Annotated in this window: 13 protein-coding genes, 1 tRNA gene and 3 pseudogenes; 11 read left to right on the top strand and 6 right to left on the bottom strand. The window is 39.0% G+C overall.

What is annotated here, in order from left to right:
- Window positions 1-123 precede the first annotated feature (123 nt).
- Complete coding sequence (gene gdhA, locus H8A87_RS03385) at window positions 124-1467, top strand: NADP-specific glutamate dehydrogenase (protein ID WP_198688585.1); 1344 nt, start codon at window positions 124-126, stop codon at window positions 1465-1467.
- A gap of 46 nt (window positions 1468-1513) precedes the next feature.
- Here gdhA and rsmJ read toward each other — a convergent pair whose 3' ends face one another.
- Window positions 1514-2257 carry a 16S rRNA (guanine(1516)-N(2))-methyltransferase RsmJ gene (gene rsmJ / locus H8A87_RS03380; protein WP_198688584.1) on the bottom strand — a complete coding sequence of 248 codons (744 nt, stop codon included), beginning with the start codon at window positions 2255-2257 and terminating at the stop codon, window positions 1514-1516.
- Window positions 2258-2263: 6 nt separating this feature from the next.
- Window positions 2264-4306 (bottom strand): oligopeptidase A, encoded by a 2043-nt coding sequence (gene prlC, locus H8A87_RS03375; protein WP_198688583.1) that lies wholly within the window; start codon window positions 4304-4306, stop codon window positions 2264-2266.
- A gap of 227 nt (window positions 4307-4533) precedes the next feature.
- Here prlC and H8A87_RS03370 point away from each other — a divergent pair.
- From H8A87_RS03370 to H8A87_RS03340, 8 genes and pseudogenes are all read left to right on the top strand, one after another.
- Window positions 4534-4628, top strand: a tRNA-Sec gene (locus H8A87_RS03370).
- Between the two features lie 153 nt (window positions 4629-4781).
- Window positions 4782-5966 (top strand): annotated as a pseudogene (locus tag H8A87_RS03365) (tyrosine-type recombinase/integrase); the annotation flags it as partial.
- Window positions 5940-6386 (top strand): toprim domain-containing protein, encoded by a 447-nt coding sequence (locus H8A87_RS19740; RefSeq protein WP_232370050.1) that lies wholly within the window; start codon window positions 5940-5942, stop codon window positions 6384-6386. The pseudogene H8A87_RS03365 and the gene H8A87_RS19740, both read left to right, overlap by 27 nt.
- A pseudogene (locus H8A87_RS03360) lies at window positions 6323-7751 on the top strand (primase-like DNA-binding domain-containing protein). The gene H8A87_RS19740 and the pseudogene H8A87_RS03360 overlap by 64 nt, the downstream one beginning before the upstream one ends.
- Before the next feature lie 1087 nt (window positions 7752-8838).
- On the top strand, window positions 8839-9834 hold the full coding sequence (locus H8A87_RS03355) for an aKG-HExxH-type peptide beta-hydroxylase (protein WP_198688582.1): 996 nt from the start codon (window positions 8839-8841) through the stop codon (window positions 9832-9834).
- Between the two features lie 22 nt (window positions 9835-9856).
- A complete protein-coding gene (locus H8A87_RS03350; RefSeq protein WP_198688581.1) occupies window positions 9857-10780 on the top strand; it encodes an FkbM family methyltransferase in 924 nt (307 codons plus the stop codon).
- Window positions 10781-10797: 17 nt separating this feature from the next.
- Window positions 10798-11937: an MFS transporter gene (locus tag H8A87_RS03345; protein WP_198688580.1), complete on the top strand. Its 1140-nt coding sequence runs from the start codon at window positions 10798-10800 to the stop codon at window positions 11935-11937.
- Between the two features lie 287 nt (window positions 11938-12224).
- On the top strand, window positions 12225-12818 hold the full coding sequence (locus H8A87_RS03340; protein ID WP_198688579.1) for a GNAT family N-acetyltransferase: 594 nt from the start codon (window positions 12225-12227) through the stop codon (window positions 12816-12818).
- A 31-nt stretch (window positions 12819-12849) separates the two neighbouring features.
- Here the strand turns inward: H8A87_RS03340 and H8A87_RS03335 are convergent, their stop codons facing one another.
- Window positions 12850-13443, bottom strand: a complete 594-nt coding sequence (locus tag H8A87_RS03335) for an ATP-dependent Clp protease proteolytic subunit (protein ID WP_198688578.1) — start codon at window positions 13441-13443, stop codon at window positions 12850-12852.
- Between the two features lie 472 nt (window positions 13444-13915).
- On the opposite strand from H8A87_RS03335, the pseudogene H8A87_RS03330 reads away from it, so the two are divergent.
- Window positions 13916-14119, top strand: a pseudogene (locus tag H8A87_RS03330) (helix-turn-helix domain-containing protein); the annotation flags it as partial.
- Window positions 14120-14385: 266 nt separating this feature from the next.
- Window positions 14386-14832: a GNAT family N-acetyltransferase gene (locus tag H8A87_RS03325; RefSeq protein ID WP_198688577.1), complete on the top strand. Its 447-nt coding sequence runs from the start codon at window positions 14386-14388 to the stop codon at window positions 14830-14832.
- 108 nt (window positions 14833-14940) lie between these two features.
- Here H8A87_RS03325 and H8A87_RS03320 read toward each other — a convergent pair whose 3' ends face one another.
- The 3 genes from H8A87_RS03320 to H8A87_RS03310 all read right to left on the bottom strand — a co-directional run bounded on the left by H8A87_RS03320 (window position 14941) and on the right by H8A87_RS03310 (window position 17195).
- Window positions 14941-15267 (bottom strand): lysozyme inhibitor LprI family protein, encoded by a 327-nt coding sequence (locus tag H8A87_RS03320; protein ID WP_198688576.1) that lies wholly within the window; start codon window positions 15265-15267, stop codon window positions 14941-14943.
- The gene (locus tag H8A87_RS03315) at window positions 15268-15747 is read right to left on the bottom strand and encodes a hypothetical protein (protein WP_198688575.1); all 480 of its coding nucleotides are present in this window, start codon (window positions 15745-15747) and stop codon (window positions 15268-15270) included.
- Between the two features lie 119 nt (window positions 15748-15866).
- Window positions 15867-17195, bottom strand: coding sequence for a PI-PLC domain-containing protein (locus H8A87_RS03310; RefSeq protein WP_198688574.1), 1329 nt, complete (start codon window positions 17193-17195; stop codon window positions 15867-15869).
- Between the last annotated feature and the right edge of the window lie 214 nt (window positions 17196-17409).

The following is a 17409-nucleotide window of genomic DNA, read 5'->3' as shown; positions in this document are numbered from 1 at the left end:
TTTAAGCATAAAATAGTGCTATATTCAGAAAGCAAACCGTAATTACCTCACATTTTCGACAAAAAAATAATATGGAAAATGGCTGGGGGTCATCACTTCTGAATGACAAAAAGGAAGCCCTAAATGAATGTTTCATCATCTTTAGTCTCATTTCTCGATTCAATTCAGTACCAAAATCAACATCAACCGGAATATTTACAGGCAGTACGAGAAGTGTTGACCTCTCTCTGGCCTTTTCTTGAACAAAACCCGCAATATCGTGAGCAAGGATTGTTGGAGCGTCTGGTAGAACCGGAAAGAGTCATCCAATTCCGCGTTTGCTGGGTGGATGATCAAGGCAAAGTACAGGTTAACCGCGCGTGGCGAGTGCAGTTCAATTCTGCTATTGGGCCATTCAAAGGTGGGATGCGTTTCCACCCTTCTGTTAACCTTTCTATCCTGAAATTTTTGGGCTTTGAACAAACATTGAAGAATGCGTTGACAACGCTGCCAATGGGCGGCGGAAAAGGGGGATCTGATTTCGATCCCAAAGGAAAAAGCCACGGTGAAGTCATGCGTTTCTGTCAGGCATTGATGACCGAACTTTACCGTCATTTGGGGCCAGATACCGATGTACCAGCCGGAGATATTGGCGTGGGGGGGCGTGAAGTTGGCTTTATGGCGGGCATGATGAAGAAGTTGTCCAACAATACGGCGTGCGTTTTCACAGGCAAGGGGCTCTCTTTTGGTGGAAGCCTGATCCGGCCTGAAGCCACTGGGTATGGGCTGGTTTATTTCACCCATGAGATGCTAAAACGCCACGGTATGGGGCTAGAGGGAATGCGGGTCTCTGTGTCTGGCGCAGGAAACGTTGCCCAATATACCATCGAAAAGTGTATGGAACTGGGTGCGAAAGTTGTTACGGCCTCGGATTCGGGCGGTACAGTCTTGGATGAAGAAGGTTTTACGCCGGAAAAACTGGCTCATCTTGAAGAGATCAAAAATCAGCGTTATGGTCGTGTAGAAGAGTATGCCAAAGAGCGTGGATTAACCTTCCTTAAAGGCCAAGATCCGTGGTCAATCCCAGTGGATATCGCACTGCCTTGTGCGACCCAGAATGAGCTGGATCTGGAAGCAGCGAAAACGTTGATTAAAAATGGCGTGAAGGCTGTTGCGGAAGGGGCAAACATGCCCGCGACGATCCCTGCTACTGACGCTTTCCTTGAAGCGGGAGTCTTGTTTGCACCGGGCAAAGCCGCCAATGCGGGCGGCGTGGCAACGTCGGGTCTGGAGATGGCACAGAACGCAGCGCGTTTGAGTTGGAAAGCGGAGAAAGTGGATATTCGCTTACATCACATCATGCTCGATATCCATCACGCTTGCGTAGAATATGGAGGAGAGAGCAAACAGACCAATTACGTGCAAGGTGCGAATATTGCTGGTTTTGTCAAAGTGGCGGATGCGATATTATCGCAGGGGATTGTGTAGTTAGGTATAAAACCCCACGTGAACATGGGGTTAATAAAAACCTCGGCTAGCAGGGATAAATATCGAAACGGTGGTTTTTGGTTGTAATTGCGGCAGAGGCTTTAACGCCCGCCAGTGGTTCTGCATAATCCGGCCGTTTCACCACAACCCGACGTTTTGCCAGCGCACGGGCAGGTTCCAGCAAACTGTCCGCATCCTCATCAGCCCCTACCAGCGCTTGGAAGACGCGCATCTCTTTTTTGACCAGAGCACTTTTTTGTTTATGCGGATACATCGGATCAAGATAAACCACATCCGGTGGTGGCGTAATATCCGTCAATGCTGTAGTGCTTGAGGCATGGATCAGCGTCATGCGTTCTTTCAGCCAGCTGCCGATCTCTTCATCCTGATAGCCACGCTGTAGACCATCATCCAGCAATGCGGCTACCACGGGGTGACGTTCCAGCATTCTGACCTGACAACCAATGCAAGCCAGCACAAAGGCATCGCGCCCCAATCCTGCGGTGGCGTCCACGACCGTGGGTAAATAATCTTTCTTGATACCTATAGCCTTAGCGACCGCTTCGCCCCGACCGCCACCAAAGCGACGACGGTGTGCCATTGTTCCGACAACAAAATCGACATAAATTCCCCCCAACTTTGGTTCATCGCGCTTGCGCAATTCCAGCCGTTCGGGAGTGAGTACCAGAGCCATGACTGAATCTTCATCGTGAACCAGATTCCAGCGTTCAGCCAATAACGATAAGGCGCTGCTATCAGCGCCTTCTTCACAAATCAAACAAATCTTCACAAGTTATTATCCACCGATGCCGTAGCTTTTCAGCATAGCATCCAGTTTTGGTTCACGGCCACGGAAGCGGACAAACAGTGTCATTGGATCTTCTGAGCCGCCACGGGACAAAATATTGTCGAGGAATGACTGGCCGGTTGTGCGATTGAAAATTCCCTCTTCCGAGAAGCGAGAATACGCATCTGCTGCCAGAACATCCGCCCATAGATAACTGTAATAACCTGCCCCATAACCACCATTGAAGATATGGCTAAAGGAATTCGGGAAACGTCCCCAATCAGGTGAGGGTACAACAGCAACTTGTTTTTTCACTGATTGCAGCGTTTCCAGAATTTGCGCCCCTTTGGCTGGATCATATTCCGCATGCAGACGGAAATCGAACACACCAAACTCAAGCTGACGCAGGATATGCATCGCCGCCTGATAATTTTTGGCGGCCAGCATATTATCCAGCATTTCTTTTGGTAGAGGTTCGTTAGTCTGATAGTGACCAGAGATAAACGCGAGCGCTTCTGGCTCCCAGCACCAATTCTCCATAAACTGGCTTGGACACTCCACAGCATCCCACGGTACGCCATTGATGCCCGCAACATCCAGAGTATCGATCTGGGTCAGCATATGGTGCAGCCCGTGTCCAAACTCATGGAACAGCGTTGTCACTTCATTGTGCGTGAACAGGGCTGGCTGATCACCGACTGGCTTGTTGAAGTTACAAGTCAGATAAGTGACAGGATTTTGTAATTCGCCAGAAGCGTGACGCATTCTGCCGACATAACTGTTCATCCATGCACCGCCACGTTTATGCTCGCGGGCATAGAGATCCAAATAGAAACTGCCGCGCAATACCAGCTTATCATCATACAATTCAAAGAAACGGACATCGGGATGCCATGTATCCACACCGTGGCGTTCTTTGGCAGTGATACCATAAATGCGGCGAACGACTTCAAACAGCCCTTCCAGCGCACGTTGTTCAGGGAAGTAAGGACGCAGTTCTTCATCATTGATGGAGAAATCGTGCTGTTTTTGCTTCTCGCTATAATACGCCAGATCCCACGCTTCCAGCTCATCAACCCAGTAGTGTGATTCTGCAAAATTGGCGAGTTCATCCAACTCATCCTCACCTTGCTGATGGGCGCGTTTGGTCAGATCGTTCAGGAAATCGAGCACTTGCTGAGGTGTTTTAGCCATTTTGGTGGCGAGGGAGTTTTCCGCATAGTTCTTGAACCCCAGCAATTGAGCGAGTTCATGACGCAATGCGAGTATTTCTGCCATGATTTCACTATTATCCCACTTCCCGGTATTTGGCCCTTGATCGGACGCACGGGTCGTATAGGCGTAATACATTTCCTCGCGCAATTCAGAATCATCGGCATAAGTCATGACAGGCAGATAACTTGGCGCATTCAGCGTCAGCAACCATCCGTCCTGCCCTTTGGCTTCGGCAGCGGCCTTGGCTGCGGCTTTGGCACTTTCAGGCAGACCCGCCAGATCGCACTCATCGGTAATCAGCTTGGTCCATCCCATTGTGGCATCCAGCACATTATTGCCGAACTTAGCGCCAAGTTCAGATAAACGGGCAGTAATTTCACCGTAACGTTTCTGCTTTTCTTCTGGCAAGCCAATGCCGGTCAATTCAAAATCACGCAAAGTATCTTCAATAACCTTACGCTGCGGTTGGGGAAGCGTTTTGAAGCCTTCGCTCGCTTTCAGTGACTTATATGCTTGATATAACCCCTTGTGTTGTCCCAGCCAAGTATCAAATTCAGAGAGCAGGGGCAGGCTTTGCTCATAGACTTCGCGAAGTTCTGGACTATTCTTGACGGCATTCAGGTGACTGACAGGCGACCATACGCGGGAAAGTTTATCTTTCTCTTCGGAAATTGGCTGGCACAGATTATCCCAAGTAAAGGCGGTATTTTCGGATAAAACCTTCTCAATTACTTGACGGTAGTTGGCTAACGTCTCTTTCACAGCAGGCACGACATGTTTTGGTTCAATTGCAGAGAACTTAGGCAATGCAGAAGATGTCAGTAACGGATTAGTCATAATGAGCGCCTTATATGTGTAGTTGGGTATACGCTGAAACCAGCCCTATATATCCCATGGGGTTGTTGACGATAGATGGGGGTAAGATATCGTGAGTTCAATGCTAATGCTGCACTTTTATGCGAGTAATCCGGTTCTTTTTATATCAGATATCTGTGAAGTGACGAATGAGTTTAGATGTTTCGGGAGACACGCTATAATCCCTGCTCCTCATCAATTTTCTTAATGGAAGATCATCGTCCCCGGTGGGGCGGCTGGGCTTCAAATCCAGATGGGGCCGCCAGCGGCTCCCGGCAGGTTCGACTCCTGTGATCTTCCGCCATAATTTGTCCAGTACCGTTTTTTGTTTTCAATAAAAATAATCAATTTCAATACATTAAATAGTTATCAAGTCTTGAGTGGTCTAACTTAATCTATTGCAATCCACTCTCAACTGGGGAGTATAAAATGTACCCTCTAAAAGAGATACCCCCAAATGAAATTAACCGCCCGTCAAGTGGATACCTGTAAGCCAAAGGAAAAAGACTATAAGTTGTCTGATGGTGGCGGTTTGTATCTGTTGGTTAAGCAAAGTGGTTCAAAATATTGGCGATTGAAGTACCGAATTAATCACAAAGAGAAGCTGCTTGCATTGGGTGTTTATCCTGATACTTCTCTGGCTGAGGCAAGAAAGAAACGCGAGGAAGCTAATAAGTTGATTGCAGAGGGATAAGATCCAAATATTGATAAAAAGCAGAAGAAATTAGCCAGCCAACACAAACTAAACAATACATTCGAAGCTATCACGAGAGAGTGGCATAAATCCAAAGCTGACAGATGGTCATTACGTTATCGTGATGAAATTATTGATACCTTTGAAAAGGATATTTTTCCTTATATCGGTCATCGTCCCATATCAGAAATAAAGCCTTTGGAATGACTTGAAGTGCTGAAAAAATTGGAGGCCAGAGGTGCATTGGAGAAAATGCGGAAAGTTCGTCAGCGTTGTGGCGAGGTTTTTAAATATGCCATTGTTACTGGACGTGCGGAATATAACCCTGCCCCCGATCTTGCCAGTGTACTGGCTTCACCTAAAAAGCAGCACTTCCCTTTTTTGACCGCACAGGAATTACTTTTTTTTCCTGAAAGAGTTATCTGCTTATACAGGCAGTGTAATCACAAAAACAGCAACACGAATTATTATGCTTACGGGAGTCAGAACGTAAGAATTACGTTATGCGAAATGGGAAGATATCGATCTTGATAATGCTATTTGGGAAGTCCCTGAGCATATTATGAAAATGAGACAGCCTCATATCGTTCCATTATCTCAGCAATATGTTGTATTGCTTGAGGAATTGAAATTGATTACAGGTGATTATCCATTGGTGTTTATTGGCCGGAATAATCGCAGTAAACCGATAAGTAAAGAAAGTATCAATCAGGTAATAGAGTTTTTGGGATACAAAGGGAGAGGCTTACAGGTCACGGATTCTGCCATACCATGAGCACAATTTTGCATGAACAAGGCTATAACACTGCCTGGATTGAAACTCAGCTTGCTCATGTTGATAAGAACAGTATCCGGGGAACTTACAATCACGCCCAATATCTGGAGGGTCGCAGGGAAATGCTGCAATGGTATGCGGATTATATGGAGACACTGGAACGGGATGAAAATGTCCTACAGATCATCAAACCGAATGGCGAGAAAAAATTATTCCCCGGCAGCCAGAAGAAAGGGGCTTTTATTGCTCTGTCTGAGCTGAACGAACACCCCGACACGGTAATCATTACCGAAGGTTACGCCACGGCACTCACGGTTAACCAGCTCTGTAAAGGGACTGTTCTGGCGGCGCTGGATGCAGGCAATTTACATTCTGCTGCCAAAGCCGTTCGGGGGCGCTGGCCGGACACAAAAATCATTATTGCAGCGGATAATGACTGGCATCATCCCAGAGAACAGGATAAGAACGGGAGACCGAAAGTAAATATCGGTAAAATCTCAGCAGAAAAAACGGCCATTGCGGTTAATGGTTGGAACCGACAGAGCATAAAGCGGACTGGGATGACTACCGTCAACAACACAGTGTGGAAATAGCAAATCTGGCTTTTTCTCAAGGGCTTTATCAACCGGCACCAACAACGAAAAAAGCTGTCATTCAGCCCAATGATGCCGAACCGTCAAAACTGACATTATGTCAGATGGGAGCCAGTCAACGCGGAGAAGTGTTATTGGCACGTTATGACGGTGATTTGGCACTGGATGGCGCTTCGGAAACCGTTCATCACTATGATGGCATTGTCTGGCGTCCGGTCAGTGACCGCGATTTAAGGCGGGAAATGGTGGCGGCCTTTATGGAAGAGAAAATGCCGTACTCACCGCATGGTATTGGCGCTGCCGTGGATGCCCTGAAATTACAGCTTCCCATGATGAACTCGCCAGAACGCCATTTAATTGGGTTCAGTAATGGCGTGTTTGATCTGAAAATCAGCCAGTTCCGACCTCATCACAAACGTGACTGGCTGCTGCTTGCGAATGACGTTGAATTCAACTCCCCCGTTTCGGGGGAAACCCTGAAAGATCATTCACCACAATTCTGGCGCTGGCTTAACCGGGCAACAGCCAACTGTGAAAACAAAGCAGAGAGAGTACTGGCCGCGCTGTTTATGGTGCTGGCAAACCGTTACGACTGGCAGTTGTTTCTGGAAGTCACCGGTGCCGGAGGTAGTGGTAAAAGCATCTTTGCTGAAATCTGCGCGATGCTGGCAGGTAAAGGCAATACTGTTTCTGCCAGTATGGTTGCACTGGAAAACCCACGGGAGCGTGCGCTGATTGTGGGATATTCGTTGATTATTCTGCCCGACCAGACCCGCTGTGGTACTGGTGGTGAATAATAACGCCATGAGTTTCAGTGATCGCAGTGGCGGAGTGTCGCGGCGTCGGGTGATTTTTAATTTTTCCGAAGTGGTGCCAGAGCATGAGCGCGATCCACTTCTGCGGGATAAAACCGCGGCGGAATTACCCGTCATTATCCGGCAGTTGCTTCATCGTTTACCGACCCACAAACAGCAAGGCGTTTACTGGCAGCGCAACAAAAGTCTGAAGAAGCACTGGATATCAAACGCGGTACAGATCCACTGGTTGATTTTTGCGGTTATCTGGTGGCTTCTCATGAAGCTGACGGCCTGTTAATCGGCAATGCGGAAATAGGAAATAGTGCCGTTAAATCCCCGCAAATATCTCTATCACGCCTACCTTGCTTATATGAAAGGCAACAACCTGAATAAACCCATTTCCGTGACTCGGTTCGGTATGGATATGCCGGGCGCACTGGCTGAATACAGCCAGCATTACCTGCGTAAGAAAAGCAAACAGGGTATTCGCAGCAATCTGAGCTTGAATATCGACACGACCATTGAATGGTTGCCTAAGCTGATAAGGAACAGCCTGCCAGAAGAATAATTTTTTTCTTTTCACACCGATAAACATTTCCTAAAAAATATAAAAAAGTGTTAACTACTGTTCACCCTATAATTTAAACCAGATATATCAATATATTGTAGGGTGAACAGTTGTTTTTAAACTGTTCACAAGTATTCACCCCTGTTCACTTTTTTCTGGTTTGAAGGTGAAGGGTTGGGTGAAGAGTGGTGATGAGTTGGATTTCAAGTCATAATCTATTAACATAATGAATTTAAATGAAAATATCTAAAGGTGAATAGGGTGAACAGTTTTATCCCTAATTCTTTAACAGGAGGGGGGAAGATTTTTTTCTGGCGGGTATGGTGTTTTTCAGGGTCTCTGGTTTGTCTGGCTAATGCATCAACCAGACAAACCAGAGAAGACAAGCGCAGCGCGTCAGTATGATTTTAATCTATTGTACTACTTGAAGTTTAATTTAGTTAAAATTTAATAAGTAATTTATTAGGAATAAAATTTAATAAGTGTTTTATAACCGACATTCCACAAATAATTCTGTAATGTTATGATTTATACACGTTTACATGTTTTTTGTGCACATGTTAATTCTTAATTAAAACAGATTGTTGTGATATGCCTTCGGAATGACGATTATAATTATAAATCGCTATAATCAAAGCCAAAAGTGAAATTAAAAATAATAAGCTGTGTATTTTTATTGTCTAGTCAAAAAAAAACACATGCGATATTATTATTTAAATGTCGAACTTCTGTTTTTATCTGATAGTATTCTTTTACCAGATACACTAACCATATCTGGTTTTGTTATTAATTAGTACATTCTGGTAAATTCTAGTAGTAAATCAACGATATTAAATCTAGGAGATACACTATGAATACTGCAAAAAAAGATAAGAAAACTAATAAGATAAAACTCGATGCCAAGAAAATTTTTTCTGCCTCGGCAAATCGAACTGCACCTATTATGGATCAAGTAAACTAATCCATAGTTATTGCCGCAAGCGAAAAGTTTGCGGCAGTATTTTTTGAGAAAAAATTTAATCTATAATTATCAACATAATAATTTTTATGCATTTGACATAAGGATATCTTATTAATAGAGGTGTTTATGCTTGATATATATGATGCTCGCCCAGATGCAATAAGAGATATTGCACTTAGAGAACAGATAAATGAAAGGCTAATAAACAGTCTTTCATATATATTTGAACAGTGTAATACTTCTGGATTTAATTGTAATTCAGCAGAGAAAATAATAAGAAATTTAAATAAGAAAAGCAAAATAAGTGGAATGATGCATGTATTACATAATAGGTTATTGAAAGCTATTGAAGATGAAAATGTTATTTTAATTAAAAACATATTAGACTCTTTTAAGGAGTTAAATTATATTGAACAGTCACCACGTACTATAGGATTATTTACTAATGGATATACACAATCCCTACATCAGTTTTATTATGATACATGTGACTATGGAATGATAAATACCTATGGTTATCATTTTGATGGAGATATCCCCTCGAAGAAAGAATTAGAGCATTCAACTCATGCCGTAGAAAAATCTTTAAATAGAATGAAAGAAGTTGATCGGGATTTATTTGATGAGCTTAATTATTTAATTACAGATATTATCATTGTCAATTCCCCTACCATGAATGCTGGCTCATCATTAAATACATTTGGAATCATAAGAATTAGTCAATTAAGAGAAAATCAAATTTGGACTCGGTATTTTGAGAATCTGGCTCATGAAGCTGGGCATAATCATTTAAATATGCTTTTTTTTATTGACCCAATAATTTTAAACGAAGATAGTGGTACATATAAGTCGCCATTACGCCGTGAGGCTAGGCCATTAAGTGGAATATATCATGCAATGTTTGTTCTTGCTAGAACAATGCGTATTTTAAAGAAATTAAGTTCTTATCATGATTATGATCCAATTTTAGAACGAGTTGACACTGCATACAACAATGCCAATAATCCAGCTTCATTTGAAGACAAATTTTATGATTGCTGGAATATAATATTAGAAAATGCAAAATTAACTGAGCTAGGAAAAAAATTAATGAATAGCACAAGAGAAATGGCTTTTGAATGAACTTTGATTAGGTAAATTAAATATGGCGATCAAACCTCTTATTGAATTATATAAAAATATAACAAAAGAAAATAGAAATATAAATATAGTAGATATAGGTGCAGCTAATTTTGACACAACAGAAAACAACTACAATGAAATAATTGAATCTTATCCATTTAAAATTTATGGATTTGAACCAAACCCTGATGAATTCGAAAAATTAAAGAAAAATAAAGATGTAAGGATTACATACTTTCCATATGCTATTGGGGATGGTGGGGTACATAAACTTTCTATTTGCCAGATTCCTGGTTGCTCTTCCATTTTAATACCTAACTTAGAAGAAATGAGTAAATACAAATCTTTTTCTGAATGGATGTTGGTTGTAGATGAACATATAGTTCAAACGAAACGACTTGATGAAATAGATGATATAAAATATATAGATTTATATGAAATAGATATTCAAGGGTGCGAATATCTTGCATTATATAATTCTTTGGAAAAACTTAAAGACACTCTTGTAATTGAATGTGAAGTTGAATTTGTAGAGCAATATATAGGTCAACCTCGATTCTCAGAAATAGAAATTTTACTACGCTCACAAGGTTTTAATTTTGTTAAATTCATGGGGTATGGCACAAGACCTTTGGAACCGATCACTATAAATAAAGATCCTTTTATTTATGGAAATCAATGGATATGGAGTGATGCATTGTTTATTAGAGATATTAATGAATGGGATTCCATGCCTAATGAAAAACTTTGTGTTCTTGCGATAATTCTTGCAGAATCCTATAAACTGTATGATTTTTCATATAAGGCTATATCAATAATAGACAAAAGAAATAATACAGAACATTCTAATATTTTTTTGAAATGGCTAAATGAAAATATTACAGATAAGTTAGAAATTGATTCAACTGATTATTCTCAGTTAATTTTTAACAAAATACAAGATTAGCATGTTTATATAATACCATGACAGAATTTACAAAAAAAAGACATGACACCCTTATAATTATCTGCTGTGCAGCATTTGTGATACCTTTGGTATTTACTGGACCTGCAATTTCTCTCCATGCCGTGAAAAATGATATAGGTGGCGACAGGTTTTCACTAGAATGGATAATCAATTCTTATGTCATTGCATTCGCCGGGCTTTTTATGGCTGCTGGTGTTGCAGGTGATTATATTGGCAGAAAATTATGTTTTATAATTGGTTTTGTTTTATTTAGCCTGTCATCTATATATATTGCAATCAGTCATGATTTACTCACTATAATTATAATGAGAATACTTGAGGGTATGGGCGGTGCGTTAGTATCAACTTCTGCTACGTCGTTATTAGCTCAAGAATTTTATGGAAAAAATAAAACTATTGCATTTTCTTTTTTAGGTACATCTTTTGGGGATGGGCTTGCATTTGGGTCTATTATCTCTGGTTTTATGATTGATTTCCTAGGTTGGTGTTCACTCTATTGGGGAATATCTATTTTTTCCATTCTAATAATTTCATTAGGAGGATGGAGAATTAAAGAATCAAAAAATAATAATACCGAACGTCTAGATTGGATTGGTCTTGTTATTTTTACTCTATCTTTAATCTTGTTCACATATGCAATTATTCTAGCTGGGAAAAATGGATTTAGTGATATGAAATTTCATACACTTATATTTATTATAATTGTATTTTATTTTACAGAAAAACGAACCGCTCACCCTTTAGTCGATATATCATTATTTAAGATTCCTTTATTTTTTGGGGTGCAATTACTACCTTTATTAACTGCTTTTAGTTATATATCACTCTTTGTTTATTTACCAATGTGGCTTATGGTTGGAGGAGGTTTCTGTGCATCTAAAACTTCGATAATTATTTTACCTTTGACTTTGCCGATGATTTTTATTCCGCTTATTTCTGGTTATCTTGCTAAAAATTATCCAATCAATAATATTTCTGGGATTGGTTTTTTTATAGCTTCTATTGGAGTATGTATACTAATCAACTCCACATATGAAAAAATTTGGTTAATATCTTTTGCTATGGCATTAATAGGAATTGGTAATGCCTTACCTTGGGGGTTAATGGATGCTTTATCTGTCAGTGTTGTTCCTTAAGAAAAAGCTGGGTTAGCGTCTGGATTGTTTAATACTATGCGAGTTGCAGGCGAAGCCATTGCTATTACACTTGTTGGATCGTTGATAAATATGCTTACTTAGAAGTATATTAATTCCAATTCAATTAGTGATAGCACTCAAATAGTTTATTATAGAGAAATATTTAAAGTGTTTTTTATAATTATATTTATCTTGACATTACTAGCTGGGTTATTTTTTCTTTTCTTTCTAAAAGAAAATAGAAATATTAATAAATCAGAAAATCAATAAGTAATCTAGGGGGTTTTATGCTACTAAATAATGATTCTCTTTTATTTTTTACATCACACTTAATTCTTCGTAAATTTGAGGAAAAAGATTTCATCAAGTATAAAAACTATCATTCATTACCAGAGATTTATAAGTTTTTATACACACGACTCCCTACAGATAAAGATATTTGTGAACAATTTAATAAAGTCCTTAACCCTGCATTTAATGATAATGGTGATGAAATAAGACTTGCTGTAGTTCTACGCGAACATAATGATTTAGCAGGAGAAATTATGTTAAGGGTAACGAGCAAAGAATCACAGCAGGGGGAAATAGGTTGTATATTTCATCCATTATATCAAAAAAAATCTATTGGAACAGAATCTTTAGGTGCATTAATAGATATTAGTTTTAAGTATTTTAAATATCATAGAATTTATGCAAGATTAGATGCTTTAAATCTAGGTTCTAAAAAATTAGTTGAAAAACTAGGAATGCGTCAAGAGGCTCACTTATTACAAAACGAATACGTTAATGGAATATGGAGTGACATGTATATATACGCAATTCTGAAAGATGAATGGCAAGTACCAAGGTTTTTAAAAGAATATGATATTAATATAAAATAGAGGGTGAGCTTTTGCCCACCCTCTTTATCATTTATACATGGCTGATGTCTTCCCACTTGGTTATTATTCGACCTGCGATTCCATATTCAATAGCCTGTTGAGGGCGCATCCAATAATTTCTATCAGTATCTTTTTCTACTTTTTCTATTGGCTGTCCTGTGGCATCGCTGATAAGCTGATTTATACGACTACGTATCAGCAAAAACTCTCTAGCTTCTATTTCAATATCAGATGCTCTTCCTTCATACCCTCCTAAAGGTTGATGAATCATAAAACGAGTATTTGGAAGGGAATAACGATTTTCTTTCTTGGCAGCAAGAAAAATAGTAATACCAGCACTTGCGACCCAACCGGTTCCTATTATAAAAACTTCCGGTTTTATAAATTTAATTAAGTCATGAATGGTATCGCCAGCTTCAACATGTCCACCTTGACTATTAATAAAAACCTTGATTGGTTCGTTACTTATTTCTTGTAAAATCAGTAGCTGTGTTGTTACTCTTTCAGCTAATTTTTGGTTAATTTCACCAGATATCATAATACATCTGGATTTTAATAAATAACTTTGCTCATAGGGGATTTCTTTAGGAAGCTCAGGCGAATCTTTTGATGATTCTTCTAACATAGTACAGACCTCTTATACTTGAGTTGAGTAAAAATATACTTAACTTGATGTTCCGAATATGAACTATAACAAATAAATCATAGATAATCCAATTGGCATGTTGACATCAGATGGCCTGAGGTAAAAAGTAATATGCCTGAATATAAATATTTTCACTTAACTTAATTTTATTAAATATTTTTCAACCAAATTAAAATACATTATTTCTGTCATGTTCCGTAACATATGAAATAGTTATCCATTGTGATTTGTGTTTTTAATTATATATATGTCACTTTAAATTAGTAGTTTTATTAAGAAATTTCTTGTGTAAAAAATTTATCAATAAAATTTTCGAATTAGTAACATTTAATTGCAGTAGTTCGAAAAAAACGTTAGTCTAAACCTGTTTAATCACCATCACAGATGGGTACGCGCCGTTAAAAACGGCTATAAAAAACTCCCGTAGCCTGAAAGGGAGAGCAAGCATTGCGGTACAACCTTGGCGGCTGTCTCTCGTGAAGCAGGACTCAGTTCATCGACATTAGCAAATATTCTCAGCAGACCGTGGTCTAAGGGTGAATGGATTATTGCAAATTATCTCAATATTCACCCGTCAGAAATCTGGCCTAGCCGTTATTTTGATATGAACGGTAATCTTGTTGAACGCAAAGTTCGCGATAATATGGCTAAATAACTTCATATCCCAGCCGTGAGATACAGCAACATTCGATATCATTATTTCTCATGGCTGTATAGCACCTTAATCACTATCATGAATATATAACTACTAAGATATACAAATTCAGATAAAATTTTCTGGGGGTATTTAAGGGGGTGTTTTGTCGTTTTTATAAAATAAAATTTACTATTAATCATCAAGTTAGTTTGCTTTTAGTACTCCTGTGATGTCTTTTGTTTTCAATAAAAATAATTAATTTCAATGTGTTGGGGAATAAAAATATGGAACAAGACTTCCACTGGCAGAAAGAAAACTATCAAGTATCAACAGAGAAATCTCTATTAGATATCACCGCGATCTACCAATTTCTTACATGTTCCAGTTGGGCTGAAGGCATTGATCTCGAAACAGTACGGTATTCTATTGAAAACAGTCTGACGTTTGGATTGTACAAAGATAAAACCCAAATAGGGTTTGCCAGACTCGTGACGGATTTTGCGACTTTTGGATATTTATGTGATGTGTATGTATTAGAGGAGTATCAAAAACAACAATTAGGACGCTGGCTGATGACGTGTTGCCAATCTCATCCAGTTATGCAGAGGTTACGGAGAATCATGCTTGTGACTTCAACCGCGCCTTGGTTATATGAAAAATTTGGCTATTCACCTGTTAATCGTGAAAATTGTGTTTGGCAGATAGTTCGTCCAGATATTTATAAGAAATAGTAATTACCCGAATTAGTAAAAGAACTGACCCCGCCTCATTAACATGATTTCTTATTATAAAAAGCTCAAGGAAAGAAAATCCTTCCTTGAGCTTCTAATTCTTTTCTATCAAATCGGTTTCTCTATCGAATTATACAACGTATCAAGCTGATTAATGCGTTGGCGATAACTTTGCAGCAAGCATGTTTTATTTCCTTTACACTTTTGGCGCTGCTTCAGCCATGCAGTTTGGTTATCATACATTTCGCCTGATACTCCCATGGCAAATAACCCTCGTAGAAAGTGATATTTCACACTCATTTCCACATCCAAATCATTCAGTTTTTGGTTGGAACAAATGGTTTTTTCGTCCGGGGCCTTGGCTTTTGCACAATCAAAACTGGCCGCGAGACTGGGTGGTGTCAGGAGAAGTAACATCAACCAGAAATATTTCATTTATTTCTCCTTATGAGGTAGAACTACAGGCCCTGGTCCAGTTTGCAATTTTGGTGGTACGATTTTTTCGAACTTGAATGATTGTGCTTTGCCGGTTGCATCCAATTTGCAGGAGAACCGAATGTCGTTCCAGCCATCATCCGTTCGATACATGCCTGTACCAGCCAATTCAGAAGAATGTTCCAGTCTTATGCTATCTGGTGACACATCACCAAGGAAAACTTTATCGGCGTCTTTGTAATGTTGTTTAATAATTGGTAAAGCAAAAGGACGGCAAATAAACTCGGCCACCTTTTTGGTATCTGACCAACTTTCTACCTCTTTCAATGCAGATTTATCCGTAACTTGTTCATTAATTTGTTTTTGCAGGTATTTTTTCTGGCTCAGGGATAACTGTTTCGATGGTGGTTGTGCTTGTACAAGGGTAGATAATAGAAGACAACCTGCACCCAAATAAGTTAAGTATTTTGAATAAAACATAATGGCATACTCCCCGTTTGAGACTAAAAAAGTATGGCACAGATTTTGTGGCAGTGCCATCGCATGAATATATGGCTACTTATCGATAAGAGTAATATTAATGGGTATATCTTCTATTCTTACTTATAAGAAAGTACCGTCCAATTGATAGCGAGAACGAAAGTTGTTGCTACTGTATCTTTAACATTATCAATAAGAAAAATATTAGGGTATACCGTTTTTCTGATATGCGGCAGAACTTCCTCGATTGTATCATTTGCTTCATCTGCCAATTGTTTAATGCTAGAGGAGAGTGTTGTGGCACATGTCGTTGCCTGTATAACATTCTGAGTCAGGGTCCACAATAATTCAAAATAATGTGTGGGAGCATAGTCATTCATCTTTTTAATTTGATCTGAACTTAGTTTCAAGATGCTACTTGTATTAGAATACTTATGGTACATATTCAATTCACTAAGATAGAAAAATCCATTATTGTTATATTCCTGCAAAGTAACATTAGTATCTTCGGTTTCTACAAATAATAAAACAGCAGAATGAGTGCCATTATCTGTCAGAGTATTTAATGTTACGTCGGAAATATTGCACGTGCCATTGTGATAATACAAATGGTCAATTCCAGTTAGTGTATAAAATAAATTAAGCCACTCACTTTCCTTAAAAGAACGATATCTCTCTAATATGCCTACATCCAGACAGAGGGAATGGTCAAGCCTTATTATAATCAATTCGTTGTGAGTCTTTGTAAACGTGTTAATCTCATAAATAATAGAGTCTAATGATTCACCATTTGAACCTTCCCATACGCCTAGATCTTTATAGTGACCAGTAAAAAATATTCCATCGCTAAGGACTGGTCTAATATCAAAGTATCTTATACCTAGTTTTAATTGCCCTAAGATATTATTTGATTGAGTTAAAGTGTTGCACTCAAAAGCCCAAGTGGTTTTCCATGTAATTAAACTCATTCCTGCATCATGAGAACCTGTAATGCAAAGTTTATTTATTGGAAGATTCCCTAAAATATTGCGATGGTCTTGCATCCAATATTCGGTATTTATATCAGGTCCTATATAATTGCCAACATCACCAATAAGAATTAAGTGGATGAAACCATCTGGCTTCCAGCCAAGGCTTACGACAGCCCCCTTTTTATAGTTACTTGTTTCCAAATTATCTAGAAATAATTCTAAGTCGAACCGATCCAGTTCATTTTTATATCTCCCACGTATTATGAATGTATTCTCTTCTGAATGCATTAATTGGTATTTTACCTCAAAAGTAGCACTATGATTATAGCTATAGATAACAGAGGCGGATACATTTCTCTGATTTTCTATTGGGTCTTTTGGAAAGCTTATACTTTCCATACCTTGAAATGTTTCAGATACTTTTTTCCAAACAGAATCTGTGCTATTTACTAGTTTGAGCATTGTTATTTCAGACATGATTACCTCTCCTTTTAGAAATATAATTTTATTATTTATTTACGTTTTTTTTAAGTATAGCAGGGGTTATCAAATATCAAGTGGAATTTAAAATATTTTTTATTTGTTAATATAGAACTTAATTGTGTATTTTTTATTAAGGAAATAATATTTATTGTCGGGGTGGGTATGCTGCACCTCGTCCTATTGAGACGAGGTGTGTTATTTAATGATT

It is taken from the genome of Xenorhabdus lircayensis, from assembly GCF_016306625.1.
Classification (GTDB): Bacteria; Pseudomonadota; Gammaproteobacteria; order Enterobacterales; family Enterobacteriaceae; genus Xenorhabdus; species Xenorhabdus lircayensis.
The sequence above is the reverse complement of the archived record's forward strand: the minus strand, read 5'-3'. Positions and strand labels throughout refer to the sequence as shown.